Raw genomic sequence first — 20,452 nt, forward strand, 5'->3', positions numbered from 1 at the left:
CAGATGACACAAATTCAAAGCGGTATTTTGCTGGAGCATCGCCGTTTTGCCATTTTCATGGAGGCTATGGTACAGGGAGAATTTGATGCCATCCGCCAGGGGTGTAAGAAGTTCTGTCAGGCGCTGGCCGAGTTGCAGCAACGTTTCCCCGACGCGGGTCTTGGCGCGGTAATCGCCTTTGGCTACGACGTCTGGCGCGAGCTGGATTGCGACAACAGCGCGCAGGAACTCAAACCCTTCACGCCGCTGGGCAACGGGCTGGCGCCTGCCACTCAGCGCGACATGCTGATTCACATCCAGTCGCTGCGTCATGACGTCAACTTTTCGCTGGCGCAGGCGGTGCTGGCGGCGTTCGGCAACACCATCAACATCGAAGAAGAAACCCACGGCTTTCGCTGGGTGGAAGACCGCGATCTGAGCGGTTTTGTCGATGGCACCGAAAACCCGCAGGGCGACGCCCGGCGTGACGTCGCCATCGTGCCGGACGGGCAGGCGGGCGAAGGCGGCAGCTATGTGTTTGTCCAGCGCTGGGAGCATAATCTGCGCCAGTTGAATCGCATGAGTGTGGAACAGCAGGAACAGATGATCGGCCGCACCAAACAAGATAACGAAGAATTGTCGTCCGAGTCGCGGCCGGTGACTTCGCACCTGAGCCGCGTCGACCTCAAGGAAGACGGCAAGGGGCTGAAAATCCTGCGTCAGAGCCTGCCTTACGGCACCGCCAGCGGCAAGCACGGCCTGTATTTCACCGCCTACTGCGCCCGTCTCTACAACATTGAACAGCAACTGCTGAGCATGTTTGGCGACCGTGACGGCAAACGCGACGATATGCTGCGCTTTACCCGCGCGGTCAGCGGCAGTTACTTCTTTGCCCCTTCGCTTGATCGTTTGTTATCGCTATAACAGAATCCGGTTTTGCTACAGGCAGGCACTGCATCGCGGTGCCTGTTTTTTTGGCGTCCTCTGACGACCCGGAGAGAGAATGTGACCACGCTTGAGCACTGCGTCGGCAATACGCCGCTGATTAAATTGCAACGTCTGGCCCAGCATACCGGCAGCGAAATCTGGCTGAAGCTGGAGGGCAACAATCCGGCCGGCTCGGTGAAGGACCGGGCCGCGCTGTCGATGATCCAGCAGGCGGAACGCCGGGGCGAGATTGCGCCGGGCGACACGCTGATTGAGGCTACCAGCGGCAACACCGGCATCGCGCTGGCGATGGTGGCGGCGATGAAAGGTTACCGACTGCGTCTGCTGATGCCGGAAAACATGAGCCTGGAACGGCAGGCCGCGATGCGCGCCTACGGGGCGGAACTGCTGCTGGTCAGCCGACAGCAGGGAATGGAAGGCGCGCGCGATCTGGCCCGGCAGATGGCGCAGGCGGGCGAAGGCAAGTTGCTCGACCAGTTCAACAATCCGGACAATCCGCTGGCGCACTTCACCACCACCGGCCCGGAAATCTGGCGGCAGACGCAGGGCCGCCTGACCCATTTCGTCTCCTGCATGGGCACCACCGGCACCATCACCGGCGTTAGCCGCTACCTGAAAAGCCAGAGTGAGACAGTTTGCACCGTCGGCCTGCAACCGCAGGACGGTAGCCAGATCCCAGGGATCCGTCGCTGGTCGCCGGACTATATGCCGGGTATCTTTCAGCCGCAGTTGGTGGACCGGATTATGGATATGTCGCAGCAGGAGGCGGAAACCACCATGCAGCAACTGGCGCGGGTGGAAGGGGTATTCTGCGGCGTCAGCTCCGGCGGCGCAGTGGCGGGGGCGCTGCGCATCGCCGCCGAACAGCCCGGCAGCCTGATCGTCACCGTGGTGTGCGATCGCGGCGATCGCTATCTTTCCACCGGCGTGTTTGGCTAAGCGCCACGCCTGTGTTTATTCCCGCTCCAGCGCGTGGATCGGTTGCAGACGGGCCGCGCGCCGCGCCGGGAAGAAGCCGAAAATCACGCCAATCAGGCTGGAGCAGAGAAACGCCGCCACCATCGAGGCGGCGGAATAAAGGAATGTCACGCCGCTGACATGGCTGGCGATTGCGCCGGCCAGCAGCGACAGCATCACGCCCAATACTCCGCCGCACAGACACACCAACACCGCCTCAATCAAAAATTGCTGCATGATGTCGCCGGTGCGCGCGCCGACCGCCATGCGGACGCCGATCTCCCGCGTGCGTTCGGTCACCGACACCAGCATGATGTTCATAACGCCGATACCGCCCACAATCAACGAAATCAGCGCGATGGCGGACACCAGCAGCGTCATGGTGGCGGTGGTCTGCCGGATGGTTTGACGGATGCTGTCGGTGTTCATGACGAAGAAATCCTTGTTGCCGTGCTGGCGCGTCAGAATCTGGGTGATGCCCTGTTGCGCTACGCTCAGGTCGATATTGTCTTTAACCCGCACGGTAATGCTGCGCAGGTATGACTGACCGACCATGCGGCGCATCACGGTGGTATAGGGCACCCAGATATTCAGGTTTTCATCGCTGCCGAAGCCGGACTGTTTGCGGGTGGCGACGCCGATGATGCGACAAGGCAGGGTGCCGAGAAAAATCACCTGTCCCAGCGGGTTCTCGCCGTTGGGGAACAGCTTATTGCGGGTGTTCTGATCGATGACCGCCTCCTGCGTCAGACGTTCAACGCTAAGCGGCGAGAACCCGTCGCCTTCCGACAGGACATAGCCGCGCACGGTGAAGAACTGCTCGCCCACGCCGCTGACGCTGACCGATACCGCTTTATTGGCGTAACGCAGCGTCACCGATGTCGAGACGGTGGGGGTGACGCTGTGGATGTAGGGTTGCTGTTCCAGCGGGCGCAGGTCGTTGACGCGCAGCGTCTGAATGGCGGCGGAGCGCATGTCGCCGAAATCCTTACCGGGAAAGATCTCCAGCGTGCTGGTGCCCATAGCGTTGATGTGTTCCAGCACCTGTTGCTGCGAGCCTTTGCCGAGCGCTACTACCGACACCACCGAGGCGATGCCGATAATAATCCCCAGCATGGTCAGGAAGGTACGCATCCGCTGGGCGTTCATGGCGCGCAGCGCCATCCTGAAGGCATTCTGCAGCCGGTCGTACCCGCTGGTCAGCGTTTTGGCCGGTAGCGGCGCCGGGGGCGTCGGCGTTGCCGGCGTCATGTCGTCGGCCGTGTTGCGGTCGGCCACGATTTTACCGTCGTGAATCTCGATGATGCGGCCGGCCATTTGGGCGATGCGCATATCGTGGGTGACCAGCACGATGGTGTGCCCTTGCTGATGCAACTCATGAAGAATCGACAGCACTTCCTCGCCGCTGGCGCTGTCGAGCGCGCCGGTAGGTTCGTCCGCCAGAATCACCTGGCCGCCGTTAATCAACGCGCGGGCGATGCTGACGCGCTGCTGCTGCCCGCCCGACAGTTGGTTGGGCGAGTCCTGCAGACGACCGGCAAGACCTAACCTCGCCAGCAGGGCGGCAGCGCGCTGGCGGCGTTTGTGGCGTGCCTGACCGGCATACACCGCCGGCATTTCTACGTTATCGCCCACGTTCAGGTCATTAAGTAGGTGATAACGCTGAAAGATGAACCCGAAGTGCTCGCGGCGTAACGCGGCAAGCTGGTCGTCATTCAGGGTCAGGGTGGAGACGCCGGCTACCTGATAATCCCCCTGAGTCGGTTTATCCAGACAGCCGAGGATATTCATCAGCGTGGACTTGCCGGAGCCGGACGCGCCGACAATCGCCACCATTTCACCGGCATGAATCGTCAGGTTGATGTTTTTCAGCACATCGACGCGTTGTTCACCGTTGATAAAACTGCGGTGGACCTGGCGCAGCGCTAACAGAGGCGCGCTCATGGCTTAAAATCCCATCGGCGGCGGTGGCGGGGACGACGCGCCGCTGCCGTCGCTTGCCGTCTGCTGGCTGATCACCACTTCCTCGCCGGGCAGCACGCCGGAAATCAGCTGGATATAGGCGTTGTCGCTGATGCCGGTGGTCACTTCGCGCAGCGCCGGCCGGCCTTGCGGCTGGGTCACCTGAACAAACAGTTTTCCCTGACGGTTAATCAGCGCGCTGACCGGCGCCACGATGGCGTGTTTCGCTTCGGACAACAGAATATAGACCTGCGCGGTCATGGAAATACGCAGGGTTTCGTCCGGGTTGTCGACATCGAACAGGCCGTTGTAGTAGATGGCGGAGCTGGAGGAACTGGTGCTGGCGCTGTTGCTGGTGGTGCCGCTGCCACTGGTGCTGCTGCTTTCGCTGCTGATGGATTCCGGCGCCGGTTCGATGGCGCGCAGCACCGCCTGATAGCGTTTGTTCGGGTTGCCGAGAATGGTGAACCACACCGGCATGCCGGTCCTGACGTTGATAACGTCCGCTTCCGAGATTTTGGCTTCGATCGTCATGGTGTCGAGGTTGGCGACCTTGGCGATAGTCGGCGCGCTCTGTACCGCGTTGACGGTTTGCCCCTGTTCCACCGGCAGCGCCACCACGGTGCCGTTCATCGGCGAGACGATCTTGGTGTAACCCAGATTGACCTGCGCGGTGTTGACGGCGATTTTCGCCCGTACAATCTGGGCGTCCAGCGCGTCGATATCGGCCTGCGTGGCTTCCAGCGTAGCTTTGGCGCTGTCGTAATCCGCCCGCACGCCGACGCCTTTTTGCATCAGATTTTGCTGGCGTTGCCAACTGAGCTGGTTATTACGCAGTGTGGCCTGCCTGGAGGCGCGTTGCGCCTGAATGTTATCCAGCGCCGCCTTGCTGTCCCGCAGCGCGTTCTGCTGGGTTAAATCGTCGATTTCGGCCAGCAACTGCCCCTGTTTCACCTTGTCGCCCAGCGATACGTGCAGCGCTTTGATTTGCCCGGAAACCTGCGCGCCGACGCTAACCAGTTTACGCGCGTTGACGGTACCGTCGGCCAGCACAGTCTGTTGCAGATCGCGGACATCCACCGTGGCCGTAATATAATTCGGCGGGGGCGCCGGCCGGGACAGGCGAAAGACGACGAACAGGGTAATGGCGGCAAGGCCGGCCAAAAGCCACCAGAAACGGCTGGAGCTGGGTCGGAATCTCATCAAAACAAAAGCATCCTTGGCTAAGTAAAACGCCGAAACGAAGAACCGGGACAAAATACGCGACGTATCCCTGAATCAGGGAACACGGGCTGCGTATAATTTACCCGTCATCCCGCTTCGAATGCGTTATGTTTCGAACAGTGAAAGGTAAGGATTCCGTAAATGGTGCTGCGCAGATTGCAACCAGCCCTGACAATAGGAGCGGTAACAATGCATGGGAATGAAAGTATGAAAATTTTACTGGTAGACGATGACGCTGAACTGGGGCACATGCTGTGTGAATACCTCACGGCGGAAGGGTTCAGCACTTCACAGGTGATGACCGGCAAGGAAGGAGTGGACGGCGCCATGTCCGATCAGTATACCGCGATGATTTTGGACATCATGCTGCCGGATATGAGCGGAATTGACGTACTGCGGCAAGTACGTCGCAACCGCTCGATTCCCATCATTATGTTGACGGCCAAGGGCGATAACATCGATCGCGTGATCGGGCTGGAAATGGGCGCGGATGATTATGTGCCGAAGCCCTGCTATCCGCGTGAGCTGGTGGCGCGTCTGCGTGCGGTGCTGCGCCGTTATGAAGACAAGGCGGAAAAAAGCGAGGACACCGGGACGGTGAACTACGGCGAGCTGGCGATCTGCCCTTCTACCCGCAGCAGCGAGTGGCGCGGCAAGGCGTTTGATCTTACCGCTTCGGAATTCAACCTGCTGGAGCTGCTGATGCGCTCGTCCGAGCGGGTGGTGACCAAGGATGAGCTGTCGGAGAAATGCCTGGGACGCCGCCGGGAGGCCTATGACCGCAGCGTGGATGTACATATTAGCAATATTCGTCAAAAGCTGGCGGCGCTGGATGGGTGTAACCTGACCATCGAGACGGTGCGCAGCGTCGGATACCGGATCCGTTAATCATGCATGGAAGGCTGTTCTGGAAGATCCTGCTCGGTTTGTGGCTGACGTTTTTCGTCATTTCACAACTGCTGTGGGTAGGCTTCTCGTTTTACGGCGGGCGTAACGAGCCGCCGGAGGTTCGTCTGGGAAGACACACCATGTCGTTGCAAATGGCGCTGGCGACGCAGGCGTTGCGTCAGGGCGGCATGGCTGAACTGGGGCGCACGCTGGCCGACTGGCCGAAGAGCGAACGTGGTTACATCAATGTCTCGATTATCGGCGACAACGAGGACGTGGCCGGGATAGGCGCTGAACCGCCGCCGGAAATGGGGATGCTGGGCGAACCGTCCGGACGCCCGGGGCCGGGGTTCGGACCGGGGCCAATACCTGGGCCGGGCGGAATGCCGGAACGGCCGGACGCCGCGTCGTTACAGGTAGTGGAAGGCCCTGACGGGCAGCGCTACCGGGTGAGTTTCAATACCGCTCGCTGGCGGCAGGATTTGATGCCGGAGAACGGTCCGGCGCCGATGCCGTTTTTCCTGCATTTGCCGCCGCCGATGATCTGGATTGGCGCGCTGGGCGGGTTGCTGTTCAGCGGTATGCTGGCGTGGAACCTGGCGCGTCCGCTGGGCCGGTTGCGGGCCAGCTTCGAGCGTGTCGCGCAGGGCGACCTGTCGGTACGGCTTTATCCGTCGATGCGCCGCCGCCATGATGAGATCGGCGATGTGGCGCGCGACTTTGACGCTATGGTTGGTCGCCTGTCGGTATTGGTAGGCGCGCGCGAGCAACTGCTGCACGACGTCTCCCACGAATTGCGATCGCCGCTGGCTCGACTGCAACTGGCGATCGGGCTGGCGCGTCAGAACCCTGACAACGTGGAAAACGCCTTGCAGCGCATCGAGCGTGAAGCGGAACGGATGGACAAGATGATCGGCGAAGTGCTGACGCTGTCCCGCGCGGAAAACAACGCGGTCAACACCGAAGAGTATTTCGATCTGCTCGGGCTGGTGAATGCGGTGGTCAACGATGCGCGTTATGAAGCGCAGGTGCCGGGCGTGGACATCGCACTCAATATTAGCGATTACGATGATTACACCGTCAAAGGCTCGGCGGAGCTGATGCGGCATGCGCTGGATAACATCATTCGCAATGCGCTGCGTTTCTCTTCGCGCGGTCAGCAGGTGCTGGTCACGCTGTCACGGGATGAGAAAGAGTGGTGCGTCGGCGTAGCGGACCGCGGGCCGGGCGTGGAAGAAAGCAAACTCTCCAGTATTTTCGATCCTTTCATGCGCATCGATTCGCCGCAGTCGGGCAAAGGGTACGGATTGGGGCTGGCCATCGCCCGCAAAGCGGTGGTGGCGCACGGCGGCCGCATCGAAGCGGAGAACCGGGAGCAGGGCGGGTTGCAGATCCGTATTTGCATCCCTCGCTGGCAATAAATTTTGCTGGAATGGTTTTTCTGGCAACAGTCTCGCGTGGTCCCGGCGGCTTGATCAGGGCTGATGATGATTACGTGGCGCGAAGAAACAAAAACGGCACCCGAAGGTGCCGTTTTTCATGACGGAAAGTCGCTTACTTCTTGATGCGAATAACCGGGGTTTCCCCAACGACAACGGTGCCGCTCAGTTTGGTCAGCTCTTTGATCTCGTCCATATTGGAGATCACGACCGGGGTCAGGGTAGACTTGGCTTTCTCTTCCAGCAACGGCAGATCAAACTCGATCACCACGTCGCCTTTTTTGACGCGCTGCCCTTCTTCCGCGATACGTTTAAAGCCTTCGCCTTTCAGTTCAACGGTATCAATACCGAAGTGAACGAAGAGCTCGATGCCATTGTCTGATTCGATGGAAAAAGCATGGTTGGTTTCGAAGATTTTACCAATGGTGCCGTCCACCGGCGCGACCATTTTGTTACCGCTAGGTTTGATAGCGATGCCATCGCCGACGATTTTCTCTGCGAATACCACATCAGGCACGTCTTCGATGTTGACGATTTCACCGGATAACGGGGCAATGATTTCGATGCTGCCGGTTTCTTTTTTGTCATCAGAAACCAGAGATTTCAGTTTATCGAACAAACCCATGATTTTCTCCTAAGCATTAATATTGGGTCAGCACAGCGGTATCAGCAAAGCGTCTTTTCTTTAATGAACCGGCTTACCAGACTGCTTAACTCTTCAGCTGTCGGCTGGGCTAATGCCTGCTCCGCCAGCGCTTTCGCATCTTCGTAGTTGGCATTGCGAATAATTTTCTTGATGCGAGGAATCGAGATGGCACTCATGCTGAATTCATCCAGACCCATCCCCAGCAGCAGTAGTGTAGCACGTTCGTCGCCCGCGAGTTCACCGCACATGCCTGTCCACTTGCCTTCGGCATGCGACGCGTCGATCACCTGCTTGATCAGGGTCAACACGGCTGGAGACATCGGGTTATAGAGATGAGAAATCAGCTCATTCCCGCGATCTACCGCCAGAGTATACTGGGTTAAGTCATTTGTCCCAATACTAAAGAAGTCGACTTCCTTCGCCAGATGGTGGGCGATGGCCGCCGCGGCCGGGGTTTCCACCATCACGCCGACTTCGATTGTTTCGTCGAACACTTTGCCTTCCGCCCGCAGCTGGCCTTTGAGCATCTCCAGTTCGGCTTTCAGCGTACGCACTTCTTCCACCGAAATGATCATCGGGAACATGATGCGCAGTTTGCCAAACGCGGACGCACGCAGAATTGCGCGCAACTGCGAATGCAGAATTTCCTTGCGATCAAGGCAGATACGAATCGCGCGCCAGCCAAGGAACGGGTTCTCTTCCTTCGGCAGATCCATGTACGGCAGGTCTTTGTCGCCGCCGATGTCCATCGTACGCACGATCACCGCCTGAGCGCCCATTGCTTCCGCGACGGCTTTGTAAGCCTGGAACTGCTCTTCTTCGGTCGGCAGGGCATCGCGGTCCATGAACAGGAATTCGGTGCGATACAGGCCCACGCCTTCCGCGCCGTTACGCTCAGCGCCGGCGACGTCGCGCACGGTGCCGATGTTGGCGCACACTTCCACCTGATGACCGTCCAGCGAGATGGCCGGCAGATCTTTCAGTTTGGCGAGTTCGTATTTCTCGGTGTTGTACTGTTCCTGAACGGCCTTGAGCTGGTCAATGGTGGCCTGATCAGGATTCTGGTAAATCTTGTTGTTTACCCCGTCCAGAATGATGAAATCGCCGTTCTTGATTTTCTGGGTGGCGTCGGTGGTGCCCACGATGGCCGGCAGCTCCAGCGAGCGCGCCATGATCGAGGTATGGGACGTACGTCCGCCGATATCGGTAATGAAACCCAGCACCTTGTTCAGGTTCAACTGCGCGGTTTCGGACGGGGTCAGATCCTTGGCAATCAGAATCACTTCGTCCTGGATGTCGCCCAGGTCGACGATGTGCAGGCCCAGAATGTTTTTCAGCAGGCGCTTGCCGATGTCGCGCATGTCTGCGGCGCGCTCTTTCAGGTATTCGTCATCCAGTTCTTCCAGCGCTTTCGCCTGGGTCTCGATGACGGAAAACGCCGCCGCGTCCGCAGACGCGTGGTCGTCTTTAATCAGGGAGATGATTTCCTGCTCGAACTCCTCATCTTCCAGCAGCATGATATGCCCTTCGAAGATGGCTTCTTTCTCTGGCCCCAGCGTTTCAGCCGCTTTTTGCTTGATCGCTTCCAGCTGTTTTGAGGCTTTGGCGCGACCCGTCAGGAAGAGTTCGATTTCCTGATCGACCTGGTCTGCAGAGATTTTTTTCCGGTTGACGACAATCTCGTCATCTTTCAGTAGCAGCGCCTTACCAAAAGCAATTCCCGGTGATACTAATATGCCTGAAATCATAACCCTACCTTACTTGATTCTGATGTTCACTAAAGAGAGTGGGCCGTTTACTCAAGCTCAGCCATCAGTTTAACCAGATGTTCAACGGCTTGCTGCTCGTCTTCACCTTCGGCGGAAATGGTGACCACGGTACCCTGGGTCAGACCGAGGGTCTGCAGTTTGAACAGGCTCTTGGCGCTGGCGCTTTTGCCGTTGGAGGTAACGGTGATTTCAGAGGTGAACCCTTTGGCTTCTTTCACGAACTGTGCGGCGGGACGAGTGTGCAGGCCATTTGGCGCGGTAATCGTTACTTCTTGCTGGAACATTCTGTTTTCCCCAACTTGTTGGATTAGGTTCATGTTGTGGAACTAAAGTTTAGTGTATGTACTGAACTTTAGCCTGTTTGGTTGCCCTGAATGGTTCAGGACAGGCCGGGATGCGGTTGAGGAAAACGGTGTGCGCTTACCCCTGGTTAACGTCGACATGGCCCCGTGTTGTTGATCCTGCGATTGATGAAGCGTCCGGCCGTGCTGCTCCATGTCGCTGGAATGATATCCGTATGTGGGGGCCTCGACGGATATTAATTTCACGCATCAAAATAATTGTTCGGTTAAATACTAAACCTGACCGTGAAAAGCAATGTGTAAGTAACAGAAAGTTTGAACTCGGCCACAAAAAAGCACCCCGCAGGGTGCTTTTTTAACTTTTAAATCACATTTGCGACCAGGGGAAACTTATTCGACTAGGAGAAACTTACTGCTGCAGTTCCTGTTCGGTGAACAGATCGGCAAACAACGCCGTACTGAGGTAACGTTCGCCGGAAGAGGGCAGGATCACCACGATGGTTTTGTTGGCGAATTCCTCCTCCTTCAGCAGGTTCAGGGCGGCCGCTACCGCTGCGCCCGAAGAGATACCCGCCAGAATGCCTTCTTCTTCCATCAGACGACGCGCGGTGTGGATAGCGTCTTCGTTGGTGACGCGCTCAACGCGATCGACCAGCTTCAGATCCAGGTTGGCGGGAATGAAACCGGCGCCGATCCCCTGGATCTTGTGCGGGCCGGGTTTGATTTCTTCGCCGGCCAGTGCCTGGGTGATGACCGGAGAGTCGGTTGGCTCAACGGCAACAGAGATGATGGCTTTACCCTTGGTGTTCTTGAGGTAACGGCTAACGCCGGTCAGCGTGCCGCCGGTGCCCACGCCGGCAATAAAGACGTCGACTTCGCCGTCGGTGTCTTCCCAGATTTCCGGGCCGGTGGTTTTTTCGTGAATTTCCGGGTTGGCCGGGTTACTGAACTGCTGCAGCAGCAGGTAGCGTTGCGGGTCGCTGGCCACGATTTCTTCGGCTTTGGCAATCGCGCCTTTCATGCCTTTGGCGCCTTCGGTCAGCACCAGATTGGCGCCCAGCGCCTTGAGCAGCTTGCGACGTTCGATACTCATGGTTTCCGGCATGGTCAGCGTCAGTTTATAACCACGCGCCGCCGCCACATACGCCAGTGCAATACCGGTATTACCGCTGGTCGGTTCTACGAGTTCGATGCCGGGTTTCAGCACGCCACGCTTTTCGGCATCCCAAATCAGGTTGGCGCCGATGCGGCATTTTACGCTGAAGCTCGGGTTACGTGACTCCACCTTAGCCAGAATACGCCCATTGCCGATGCGATTCAGACGAACCAGCGGCGTATGGCCGATAGTGAAAGAATTGTCTTCGTAGATCTTACTCATAGCCCGTCCTTAATAACTGTATGAAATTTTTGCGAACCTTAGAGAGAATACTCGTTCGGGACAGCCAGTGAAGTAAAGAATCGCTATATCGATATGTTCTGAAGAAATATATTTTCATCAATATCCAGTTATAGAACAGGTTACTGTCGCCGTCTTGATCAGGACCGATGCAGCGTAGCGGAAAGATGACGGTAACGATCCACCCACAAGGCCGTAGCACCGCAGACGGCTACCGGCATGATCAACAAATTCAACAAGGGCACCATGGTGCACAGGCTGACCAGCGCGCCAAACTGCAGATTGGTCAGCTTGTTCTGCTGCAGCGCCTGGCGCATGGCTGAAAAACCGACTTTGTGGTTGTCGAACGGGTAATCGCAATACTGAATCGCCAGCATCCAGGCGCCAAACAGGAACCACACCACCGGCACCACCGTCTGGCCGATGCCGGGCACGAAATACAGCAACAGCAACACCAGCACCCGCGGTAAATAATAGGCCAGTTTTTGAATTTCGCGCCGCATGATGCGGGGGACGTCTTTGGCGATATCGAGGATGCCGCTGGCCGGCAGCGGCTGACCGGTCAGCCGTGCTTCCAACTGTTCCGCCAGCAGGCCGTTGAACGGCGCGGCAATCAGGTTGGTGATCGTGCTGAAGAAATAGCTGAACACCAGCAGCACGGAGAGGGTCACCAGCGGCCAGAGCAGGTAGCTCAGCCACTGCAGCCAATCCGGCACATGGGTCATCAATTGCGGTATCCAGGTGCCGAGTTGGCGGAACAACCACCAGAAGGCGCCGCCCATCAGCAGGATATTAACCAGCATGGGAAGAATGACAAAACGGCGGATGCCGGGCAGTGAGAGAAGTTGCCAGCCTTTCAGAAAGTAATGCAGGCCGCTGTGTTTGGGATCAAGGTGTTGCGTATAAGACATGGTGCTGTTCTCACCCTATGATATGCAGGTTACGGCATCATATCGGGATGATTTTCAGCTGGCTAGTTGCGATTTGCATGAAAAAACGGCAAAAAAATGCCCGCTGTCGATCTTTATTATCATAAACTAGCGCCCAGACTTGCACTTGGGTACACAGGCAAATACAGTTAGAGGTATGTGTATTTGCCGTAGTGGCAACGTATTGGAATAACTGGGATAGCAATGATGCAGGACCTGCGTCTGATCTTGATTGTTGTTGGCGCGATCGCAATTATAGCACTGTTACTGCACGGTCTTTGGACAAGCCGTAAGGAACGCTCGTCCCTTTTCCGCGATCGTCCGGTAAAACGCCTGAAGCCAAAGCGTGATGACGCCCCGCTGGAAGAGCTTGACGAAGGGGTCGGCGAGGTGCGGGTAACGCATTCCCGCGGCCAGCAGAATCCTTCGTCCGGCAACTATGCGCCTTCGGGCGAGCGTTCAGCGCCGTCCTTCGGGCAGGAACCGGCGGCCTATGATCCATTGCTGGATGACGTCGAGCCGCAAGCGCCGTTGCGTCAACCCGTTCAGCCTGCGGCGCCGCGCGCCGAGTCTCAGTCCGCTCCCCAGTATCAGCAACCGCAGCCGGTATCCGAATCGGCGGCGCGCATTGTCGACGAAACCCCGCCGGAAACGTATGACCGGCAATCCGAGCCGGCGGCGCCTGAAGCGCCTGCGACCGCACAACATGAATCGCAGCAGGAGGCCGTGCTGGTGCTGCATGTGGCGGCTCATCAGGGCGGCGTGATCGGCGGCGAATTGTTGTTGCAAAGCGTATTGCAGTCCGGTTTCCAGTTCGGCGAAATGAACATTTTCCATCGTCACGTCAACCCGGCAGGCAGCGGCCCGGTGCTGTTCAGCCTGGCCAACATGGTCAAACCCGGTTCTTTCAACGTAGAAGCGATGTCCGAGTTCACCACGCCGGGCGTGTCGATTTTTATGATGGTGCCGTCTTACGGCGACGCCAGCCAGAATTTCAAGCTGATGCTGCAGTCGGCTCAGCGTATCGCCGATGACGTGGGCGGCGTGGTGCTGGACGACGAGCGTCGTCTGGTGACGCCGCAGAAAGTGGAAGCCTATAAAGCTCGTATTCGTGCGGTACTCAAGGCTAATGGCGAATAACGTTCAGGGCGAATAACGGCGAATGTGTTGTTAATTCTTATACTTTTCAGAAGCCTCCGTCCGCGGGGGCTTTTTACTTTCATCGTGATCGTCCTGGCGGCGTTCACGTTCAGTGTGTCGGCGCAGGGCGAGATGCGCGCCGGCCGGCGACAAGGTGCAGACAGTGGGCGGCAGTAATACGTTAAAACAGGAATTGGGGCTGGTTCAGGGCATCGGGTTGTTGTCGACCTCGTTGCTGGGGACCGGCGTGTTTGCCGTACCCGCACTGGTGGCGGAGCAGGCGCGGGGCGATAGCCTGTGGGCCTGGCCGCTGCTGATTGCGCTAGTGTTTCCGATTGCCATCGCTTTTGCGTCGCTTGGCCGGCACTTTCCGAATGCCGGCGGCGCGGCGCACTTTGTTCGGCTGGCGTTTGGCCCCCGTCTGGCCAGGGTCACCGGTTGGTTGTTCTTGTCCGTCATCCCGGTCGGTTTGCCTGCGGCGATGCAAATCGCGGCCGGTTTCTGGCAGGCGGCCTTTGGCCTCAATGCCGGCGGTTTGCTGCTGGTGCAATTGCTGACGCTGGCCGTGATTTGGCTGCTGGGAATGCGCAGCGCCGGCTCCAGCGCCACGGTACAGACGCTGATTGCGCTGCTGGTGGTCTTACTGGTGGCGGCGATCTGGTGGCAGGGCCGGATTACGCCGTCCCAGATTTCGTGGCCTGCGCTGGCGGACATTAACGGAGCGAAGATGCTGGATGCGCTGGCGGTGATGTTCTGGTGCTTCGTCGGGCTGGAAGCCTTTGCCCATCTGGCGACGGAGTTCAAATCGCCCGAGCGGGATTTTCCTCGAGCGTTGCTGATCGGCATGCTGCTGGCGGGCGCCGTTTACTGGGGATGTACTGTCGCAGTGCTGCACTTCGGGGCTTATGGCCCTCATCAGGCGGCTACCGCATCTTTGCCCAGTATTGTGGTGCGTTTGTTCGGCGATCATGCCTTGTGGCTGGCCTGCATCGTGGGTTATCTCGCCTGTTTCGCCAGTGTGAATATCTATACTCAGGGTTTTGCCCGGCTGGTGTGGTCACAGGCGCCTGAAGAAAGCCGTCTGGCCCAGCTATCGGCATCGCGTACGCCGGTGAATGCGTTGTCGCTGGTGGTGGCTTGCTGTTTGATCTGCTGTCTGATCATTTACTGGCTGAACCTGCCGCTGTCCGAACTGATTGTTTACGCCAACGGCATTTTCATTTTTGATTTATCTGCTGTGCATGCTGGCGGGCTGGCGTCTGTTGCGCGGGCGTTCCCGCGTAATGGCGATCATCGGCAGCGTCCTGTGCGCGGCGCTGTTGCTGACGCTCGGCTGGAAGTCGTTGTATGCGTTGGGGATGCTGGCGGCGCTATGGCTGATGCTGCCGGCCAGGCGCGAGGCGGTGACGGCTGACTGAAAGCAGACAGGGCGGCAAGCCCTGTCTGGCGTCGCGCCGGCGGGAATTATTGCGGATCGGCTGGCGACTGTTGCGTCGGTTCGTTGCCGGCGGCTTTTGCTTCCAGCGCGCTCAGACGCTGTTCCAGCAGTGCCAGTTTCTCGCGGGTTCGCAGCAATACCTGGGTTTGCACGTCAAACTCTTCGCGGCTGACCAAATCCAGCTTGCCCAGCTGTGATTGCAGAATCTGACGGATTTTCTTCTCTACATCCTCGCCAAATTCCCGGATGCCTTTCGGCATGGATTCCTGCACCTGACGGGCAATCTGCTCTAACTTTTTCGGGTCAATCATGACGCTTTCCTGAACTGTTTGACGAATGGCGAATATAACCCAAGTGTAATGCCAGACTAGCGTTGTATAAACAAAAAGTGATTTTCATACGATGAATTTTGCGATCCATAAGCGGGGTTAGAGATTGCCCGTCCCTCCAGTTAGCGCTATAGTAATCCTGCTTATTCTCAGGGCGGGGCGTAATTCCCCACCGGCGGTAAACCAGTTTGCGCCATCAGGCCGGCTGGAAGCCCGCGAGCGCTCAGACGATATCGTTTGAGGTCAGCAGATCCGGTGTAATTCCGGGGCCGACGGTAATAGTCCGGATGGGAGAGAGTAACGGTTTCTGACAGGTTTGCGCCTGCACGCGTTATTTTTGCGTTTTTGCCGCTGTTTTTCAGTGCAAAAACGACTCCTCAAGTTCGCCCTGATTCTGGTAATCCATATTAATAATGAGGTTTTTTTACCATGAATCAGACTTTACTTTCCGAATTTGGTACTCCCGCTGAACGTGTTGAACGTGCGCTGGATGCGTTGCGTCACGGCCGTGGCGTGATGGTGTTGGACGATGAAGACAGGGAAAACGAAGGTGACATGATTTTCCCGGCCGAAACCATGACCGTTGAACAGATGGCGCTGACCATTCGTCACGGCAGCGGCATCGTGTGCCTGTGCCTCACCGAAGAACGCCGTCAAAAGCTGGAGCTGCCGATGATGGTGGAACACAACTCCAGCCATTATCAAACTGCGTTCACCGTCACGATTGAAGCCGCCGAAGGCGTTACCACCGGCGTATCCGCCGCTGACCGTCTGACCACGGTTCGTGCGGCGACTGCCGATGATGCTCGCCCGAGCGACCTGAACCGTCCCGGTCATGTGTTCCCGTTGCGTGCGCAGCCGGGTGGCGTGCTGGCGCGCGGCGGTCATACCGAAGCCACTGTGGATTTGATGCGTCTGGCTGGGTTCAAACCGTTCGGCGTACTGTGCGAACTGACCAATGACGATGGCTCTATGGCCCGCGCGCCGGAAGTGATCGCATTTGCGAAACAGCACGATATGCCGGTACTGACCATCGAGGATTTGGTGGCTTACCGTCAGGCGGCTGAGCGTAAAGCCAGCTGATTATCAGACGGCGCGCCGTCGACTCTTCTTCCTGCAGGGCCGGTTTTCCGGCCCTGATTTTTCAGGCGTCAGGTTCAGGCTGGTTTCCGCGCCAGCAGTGTGGCAAAGCGCAGTTTGATGCGGTTACCGTTGGCGTCGGTTTTGTGCAGTTCTCCCACATCCTCGTTGTATTTCACGATTTCCCAGTCACGGTAATAGTCGTGCAACTCGTTGTGCCCGAAGGTGAACGAGAACGGCATCGGGCAGGGGAAGTCGTCGGTGGACATGGCGGCGACGATCAGGTTATAGCCCCCGGCGACGGTGTGCTCCTGCATATTGCTGATAATCGCCGGGATGCGCGCTCGTTCCAGAAACATGAACACCACTGTCGACAGGATGAAATCGTACTGGTGACGAATATCGGCCTGATTGATGTCGTGGACGAACGCCTCAATCCGGCTGAGCGGCTCATCAGCGATGATGCTATTGAGCTTATCAATGCTCATGACGTTCTTGTCGCAGGCGGTGACGTCAAACCCTTTCAGGTTCAGGTAGAGCGCGTTGCGCCCGCCGCCACAGCCCAGATCCAGCGCTTTTCCCGGCTGCACATGACGCACAGCGTTGATCACTTCCGAGTGGGTGCGCGTCAGCTCATATTTTTTGTGGTAATAGTCTTCTGCCGTGCAGTAAAACCCCAACTGGCATTCCAGATCGTCTGAAAACGAGACGATGCGATGCCAGCACTGCGGTTCAATGTAGGGCGGCTGCTGTTGTGGCGAGAAGTGGAAGCGTTCTTTGGTGTCGCCCTGTTCTGTCAGCAGGTCGAAAGTCAGCTCGCCTTTTAAAATATGTAGCTTTGCCCAGGTGCCTTCTTTGGTGTTGTGTTTTTCCTGGAATGCCGCTGGCAGCGTGCTGCTGTTCCATACCGGCATGTGTTTATAGCAAATCAGTTCTTGCATAAAGACCTCGTGCGTCCGCGTATCCCGCTATATCCGTCATACTTCACGTTGCAGATGCGTTGGCGGCGTTCAAACCGGCGTAAGCCGATTTGCCACTCACCCAGTCGCCGCCTTTCTGCAACTCGAATTGTTTGGGGGACATTCTATTAATCACGCAATGGTGTGACCAGAAATATGTATTATAAATGCATGAAATAACGCTGCTGCCTGCATGGCGGCTGTTGCCATCGACATGATGCAGCTCATGATGACAATTGCCGTAACAGCGGAAAGGCTTCTTTCATGCGATCGCCCCCCACGACGAACCCCCGCAACTGCTCTCCCAGCATACCTTTTGCCACCATCCCGCCATGATCCGCGACGAGGTGCCAGACCAGTTCCGGGTTCTGCGTTTCGCCAGCCAGCTGTAATGGAAACAACGGGGTTTTCACTTTAATCAGCATCGCGGGCAGGGTGAGGGAACCGTTCCCTTCCGGCACATGCTTGACCGCGCTATTACCGGTGCTGGCCGCAGTACTGCTGGCTGCGATAATGCTGTTGGCTGCGATGCTGGCGGTCAACTGAATCGGTTGTAAAAAGGGCAGCAGCTTGCCGCTGATTTCAGCGCAGTCTCCCAGCGCGTAAATATGCGGATCAGAGCTACGCAGCCGGTTGTCGGTCACTATACCTTGATTAACCGCAAGTCCGGCGGCAGCGGCCAGCGAGGTATTGGCGCGCAATCCGATGGCGGAGATCACTTCGTCGACTTCCAGCGTACGCCCGGACATCAACGTGACCTTCAGGCCGGCGTCGGTTTTTTCCAGCTGTTGAAGTCCGGTATTGAGCATCAGTTCCACGCCTTGTTGCAGCAGGGCGGTTTGCAGCCGGGCGCTGATTTCGACGGGCAGCAACGCAGAAAGAAGGTGCGATGCCCGATCCACCAGGGTGATCTGCTTACCGGCCAGCGCCATATCCATCGCCAGTTCGCTGCCGATCAAACCCGCTCCCAGTATCAGAATGCGGGTTGCCTGCGTCAGGCGCGTTTCCGCCCGGCGATACTCCTGCTGACTGTTGAGCGTCAGCATCCACTGATGGCCGGGAATCGGCGGTATCACGGCGCTGGCGCCCGTCGCCAGCACCAGCGTGTGGTAATCGTAGCGCCGGGTATCGCACATGACCTGCCGCCGTCCGGCATCAATGCCGGTGACGGGGGTGTGCGCCAACAGCGTAATCCGCTGTTCTTCGGCAAATTGCGCCGCGCTCATGCGCGTCAGATCGTCGGCGCGGCGATACTGACTGAGCACATGGCTCAGTTCCGGCTTGTTGTACTCGTCGCCGCTGTCGGCGGTGATCAGGCGAATCGGGCGTTGGGTATCCTGCTTACGCAGGTTTTTAATCAGCTGCCGGGCGGCGAAACCCGCCCCGATAACAATGATTTCGTCGGACATGTCCGTTCCTTAGTTAATGGATAGGATTAAATATGGATAGGATTAAATATGGATAGGATTAAACACGTCTTTGCCTAAGCCGCATTCGGGGCACAGGAAGCTGTCGGGCACATCAGACCAGGGCGTGCCCGGCGTGACGTCCTGCATGGGTTCGCCGATGGCGGGGTCGTAAATCCACTGGCATACGCTGCACTGCATCCGGTTGCTATCTTGCGCTGCTGACGTGCCGTTGCAGGCGCAGGTCGATGCCGCCGCCATTACCGCCGGTGTTTCCGCCAACTCCGCCGTTTGGGAGGCTTCGATAGCGGCGGCGGGCGATACGGTTAACGGATGCAAGGCCCACTGCCGGGCAATTTCACGGCCATGTTCCCGGCAGATTGCCAGCGCAGACCCGTCCGGACGCCACTTGGTTTTCAGCGACAGCGTGGTCTCAAAGCCGGCATCCATCAGCCGGGTCTGGATACGGTCAACCGCGCCGCCGTTCCAGCCGTAACTGCCAAAGGCGGAGGCTTTCTTATTCTGGAAACGCAGACCGGTGATTTCCTCCAGCATGGCGGCTACTTTTGGCATCATCACGTTATTCATGGTGGAAGAACCGACCAGCACGCCTTTGGAGCGGAAGACCTGCGTCAGAATTTCGTTTTTATCGTGGCGGGCCACATTGTAGATTTTTACGGCGACACCCGGATCGACATCGTGGATGCCTTGCGCGATGGCGTCAGCCATCATGCGGGTGTTGTTGGACATGGTGTCGTAGAACAGCGTGATGCGATCTTCCTGATAGCTGTCGGCCCACCGCAAATAGTGATGAATAATCTGCGCCGGGTCGTCGCGCCACACCACACCGTGGGAGGTGGCGATCATCGACAGCGGCAGGTTAAACCCCAGCACTTCGTTGATCTTGGCGGTGACCAGACGGCTGAACGGCGTCAGGATATTGGCGAAATAACGCTGGCATTGTTCAAACAGTTCACCCTGATCGACCTCATCGTTGAACAGATGCTCATCGCAGTAATGCTGGCCGAAAGCGTCATTGCTGAACAGGACTGCGTCGCCGCTCAGGTAGGTCATCATGCTGTCCGGCCAGTGCAGCATCGGGGTTTCGATGAATACCAGCTGCTTGCCATTGCCGATATCCAGCGAATCGCCGGTTTTGACGGTGTGGAAATGCCATTCCGGGTGATGGTGATGGCCGGTAATGGAGTCGATGGCGTTATGGGTGCAGTAGATCGGCGTATCGGGGATGTGGGACATCAGTTCGCTCAGCGCCCCGGCGTGATCTTCTTCGGCATGGTTGATGACGATGTAGTCGATCTGCGCCAGATCGATCTCCGCCATCAGGTTCTGGACGAAATCACGGCTGAACTTGTGGTCAACGGTGTCGATCAGCACCGTTTTTTCTTCCCGGATCAGGTAGCTGTTATAGCTGCTGCCTTTCAGCGTTTTGTATTCGGTTCCGTGGAAGTCACGCACTTCCCAATCCCGTTGCCCGACCCAGTGAATATTATTCTTAACATGAATAGACATCGTAACACTCCATTAGCGTATTTAAGGTGGATACGATGTGATTGCACGAGCCGTGCCAGATTTTATTTATTTGATTTTTAAGTACTTTAAAAATAAACATTGTCATTATGACAATGACTGAGTAATGTCTT

The 20,452-nt window shown here is 57.5% G+C and carries 17 protein-coding genes, 1 pseudogene and 1 riboswitch; of the genes and pseudogenes, 7 read left to right on the plus strand and 11 right to left on the minus strand.

Annotation, left to right across the window (positions count from 1 at the left end):
* Window positions 1-3: 3 nt before the first annotated feature.
* Window positions 4-903 carry a Dyp-type peroxidase gene (locus DXXMK7_RS03970; RefSeq protein WP_038661858.1) on the plus strand — a complete coding sequence of 300 codons (900 nt, stop codon included), beginning with the start codon at window positions 4-6 and terminating at the stop codon, window positions 901-903.
* 81 nt (window positions 904-984) lie between these two features.
* Window positions 985-1,866 carry a cysteine synthase CysM gene (gene cysM, locus DXXMK7_RS03975; protein ID WP_038917957.1) on the plus strand — a complete coding sequence of 294 codons (882 nt, stop codon included), beginning with the start codon at window positions 985-987 and terminating at the stop codon, window positions 1,864-1,866.
* Window positions 1,867-1,881: 15 nt separating this feature from the next.
* On the opposite strand, the gene DXXMK7_RS03980 is transcribed toward cysM, so the two are convergent.
* Window positions 1,882-3,828, minus strand: a complete 1,947-nt coding sequence (locus tag DXXMK7_RS03980; protein WP_038917958.1) for a MacB family efflux pump subunit — start codon at window positions 3,826-3,828, stop codon at window positions 1,882-1,884.
* 3 nt (window positions 3,829-3,831) lie between these two features.
* Window positions 3,832-5,049 carry an efflux RND transporter periplasmic adaptor subunit gene (locus tag DXXMK7_RS03985; protein ID WP_038917959.1) on the minus strand — a complete coding sequence of 406 codons (1,218 nt, stop codon included), beginning with the start codon at window positions 5,047-5,049 and terminating at the stop codon, window positions 3,832-3,834.
* A 228-nt stretch (window positions 5,050-5,277) separates the two neighbouring features.
* Between DXXMK7_RS03985 and DXXMK7_RS03990 the strand changes: the two genes are divergently transcribed.
* Together DXXMK7_RS03990 and DXXMK7_RS03995 are read left to right on the plus strand one after the other, a co-directional pair.
* Window positions 5,278-5,958, plus strand: a complete 681-nt coding sequence (locus tag DXXMK7_RS03990) for a response regulator transcription factor (RefSeq protein WP_038661845.1) — start codon at window positions 5,278-5,280, stop codon at window positions 5,956-5,958.
* A gap of 2 nt (window positions 5,959-5,960) precedes the next feature.
* Window positions 5,961-7,379, plus strand: a complete 1,419-nt coding sequence (locus DXXMK7_RS03995; RefSeq protein WP_038917960.1) for an ATP-binding protein — start codon at window positions 5,961-5,963, stop codon at window positions 7,377-7,379.
* Window positions 7,380-7,512: 133 nt separating this feature from the next.
* Here the strand turns inward: DXXMK7_RS03995 and crr are convergent, their stop codons facing one another.
* The 5 genes from crr to cysZ form a co-directional block, all read right to left on the minus strand.
* Entirely contained in the window at window positions 7,513-8,022 is a 510-nt protein-coding gene (crr, locus tag DXXMK7_RS04000; protein ID WP_022632320.1) for a PTS glucose transporter subunit IIA, read from the minus strand.
* Window positions 8,023-8,063: 41 nt separating this feature from the next.
* Complete coding sequence (ptsI, locus tag DXXMK7_RS04005; protein ID WP_038661836.1) at window positions 8,064-9,791, minus strand: phosphoenolpyruvate-protein phosphotransferase PtsI; 1,728 nt, start codon at window positions 9,789-9,791, stop codon at window positions 8,064-8,066.
* Between the two features lie 47 nt (window positions 9,792-9,838).
* Entirely contained in the window at window positions 9,839-10,096 is a 258-nt protein-coding gene (gene ptsH / locus DXXMK7_RS04010; protein ID WP_013316619.1) for a phosphocarrier protein Hpr, read from the minus strand.
* A 427-nt stretch (window positions 10,097-10,523) separates the two neighbouring features.
* The gene (gene cysK / locus DXXMK7_RS04015; RefSeq protein ID WP_038917961.1) at window positions 10,524-11,492 is read right to left on the minus strand and encodes a cysteine synthase A; all 969 of its coding nucleotides are present in this window, start codon (window positions 11,490-11,492) and stop codon (window positions 10,524-10,526) included.
* A 158-nt stretch (window positions 11,493-11,650) separates the two neighbouring features.
* Window positions 11,651-12,421 (minus strand): sulfate transporter CysZ, encoded by a 771-nt coding sequence (gene cysZ / locus DXXMK7_RS04020; protein ID WP_038917962.1) that lies wholly within the window; start codon window positions 12,419-12,421, stop codon window positions 11,651-11,653.
* Between the two features lie 222 nt (window positions 12,422-12,643).
* Here cysZ and zipA point away from each other — a divergent pair, with 222 nt between their 5' ends.
* The gene (gene zipA / locus DXXMK7_RS04025; protein WP_038917963.1) at window positions 12,644-13,579 is read left to right on the plus strand and encodes a cell division protein ZipA; all 936 of its coding nucleotides are present in this window, start codon (window positions 12,644-12,646) and stop codon (window positions 13,577-13,579) included.
* Between the two features lie 163 nt (window positions 13,580-13,742).
* A pseudogene (gene yjeH, locus DXXMK7_RS04030) lies at window positions 13,743-14,997 on the plus strand (L-methionine/branched-chain amino acid transporter).
* Window positions 14,998-15,043: 46 nt separating this feature from the next.
* Here yjeH and DXXMK7_RS04035 read toward each other — a convergent pair.
* Window positions 15,044-15,328: an accessory factor UbiK family protein gene (locus tag DXXMK7_RS04035; RefSeq protein WP_038917964.1), complete on the minus strand. Its 285-nt coding sequence runs from the start codon at window positions 15,326-15,328 to the stop codon at window positions 15,044-15,046.
* 159 nt (window positions 15,329-15,487) lie between these two features.
* Window positions 15,488-15,649, plus strand: a riboswitch (FMN riboswitch).
* Window positions 15,650-15,775: 126 nt separating this feature from the next.
* Between DXXMK7_RS04035 and ribB the strand changes: the two genes are divergently transcribed.
* Window positions 15,776-16,429 (plus strand): 3,4-dihydroxy-2-butanone-4-phosphate synthase, encoded by a 654-nt coding sequence (gene ribB, locus DXXMK7_RS04040; protein ID WP_038661818.1) that lies wholly within the window; start codon window positions 15,776-15,778, stop codon window positions 16,427-16,429.
* A gap of 74 nt (window positions 16,430-16,503) precedes the next feature.
* On the opposite strand, the gene tehB is transcribed toward ribB, so the two are convergent.
* The 3 genes from tehB to norV all read right to left on the minus strand — a co-directional run bounded on the left by tehB (window position 16,504) and on the right by norV (window position 20,321).
* Complete coding sequence (gene tehB, locus DXXMK7_RS04045) at window positions 16,504-17,367, minus strand: SAM-dependent methyltransferase TehB (RefSeq protein WP_038917966.1); 864 nt, start codon at window positions 17,365-17,367, stop codon at window positions 16,504-16,506.
* Window positions 17,368-17,609: 242 nt separating this feature from the next.
* Window positions 17,610-18,794: an NADH:flavorubredoxin reductase NorW gene (norW, locus tag DXXMK7_RS04050; protein ID WP_038917967.1), complete on the minus strand. Its 1,185-nt coding sequence runs from the start codon at window positions 18,792-18,794 to the stop codon at window positions 17,610-17,612.
* Between the two features lie 42 nt (window positions 18,795-18,836).
* A complete protein-coding gene (gene norV, locus DXXMK7_RS04055; protein WP_038917968.1) occupies window positions 18,837-20,321 on the minus strand; it encodes an anaerobic nitric oxide reductase flavorubredoxin in 1,485 nt (494 codons plus the stop codon).
* Window positions 20,322-20,452 lie beyond the last annotated feature (131 nt).

This window comes from Dickeya sp. MK7, assembly GCF_000406305.1.
Taxonomy (GTDB): Bacteria; Pseudomonadota; Gammaproteobacteria; order Enterobacterales; family Enterobacteriaceae; genus Dickeya; species Dickeya fangzhongdai.

Coding starts and splice junctions, on each gene's coding strand:
- tehB (WP_038917966.1), bottom strand. CDS start 17,367: ATGCAAGAACTGATTTGCTATAAACACATGCCGGTATGGAACAGCAGC.
- ribB (WP_038661818.1), top strand. CDS start 15,776: ATGAATCAGACTTTACTTTCCGAATTTGGTACTCCCGCTGAACGTGTT.
- DXXMK7_RS03970 (WP_038661858.1), top strand. CDS start 4: ATGACACAAATTCAAAGCGGTATTTTGCTGGAGCATCGCCGTTTTGCC.
- DXXMK7_RS03995 (WP_038917960.1), top strand. CDS start 5,961: ATGCATGGAAGGCTGTTCTGGAAGATCCTGCTCGGTTTGTGGCTGACG.
- cysK (WP_038917961.1), bottom strand. CDS start 11,492: ATGAGTAAGATCTACGAAGACAATTCTTTCACTATCGGCCATACGCCG.
- DXXMK7_RS03985 (WP_038917959.1), bottom strand. CDS start 5,049: ATGAGATTCCGACCCAGCTCCAGCCGTTTCTGGTGGCTTTTGGCCGGC.
- norV (WP_038917968.1), bottom strand. CDS start 20,321: ATGTCTATTCATGTTAAGAATAATATTCACTGGGTCGGGCAACGGGAT.
- DXXMK7_RS04035 (WP_038917964.1), bottom strand. CDS start 15,328: ATGATTGACCCGAAAAAGTTAGAGCAGATTGCCCGTCAGGTGCAGGAA.
- ptsH (WP_013316619.1), bottom strand. CDS start 10,096: ATGTTCCAGCAAGAAGTAACGATTACCGCGCCAAATGGCCTGCACACT.
- norW (WP_038917967.1), bottom strand. CDS start 18,794: ATGTCCGACGAAATCATTGTTATCGGGGCGGGTTTCGCCGCCCGGCAG.
- cysZ (WP_038917962.1), bottom strand. CDS start 12,421: ATGTCTTATACGCAACACCTTGATCCCAAACACAGCGGCCTGCATTAC.
- crr (WP_022632320.1), bottom strand. CDS start 8,022: ATGGGTTTGTTCGATAAACTGAAATCTCTGGTTTCTGATGACAAAAAA.
- DXXMK7_RS03980 (WP_038917958.1), bottom strand. CDS start 3,828: ATGAGCGCGCCTCTGTTAGCGCTGCGCCAGGTCCACCGCAGTTTTATC.
- zipA (WP_038917963.1), top strand. CDS start 12,644: ATGATGCAGGACCTGCGTCTGATCTTGATTGTTGTTGGCGCGATCGCA.
- ptsI (WP_038661836.1), bottom strand. CDS start 9,791: ATGATTTCAGGCATATTAGTATCACCGGGAATTGCTTTTGGTAAGGCG.
- DXXMK7_RS03990 (WP_038661845.1), top strand. CDS start 5,278: ATGAAAATTTTACTGGTAGACGATGACGCTGAACTGGGGCACATGCTG.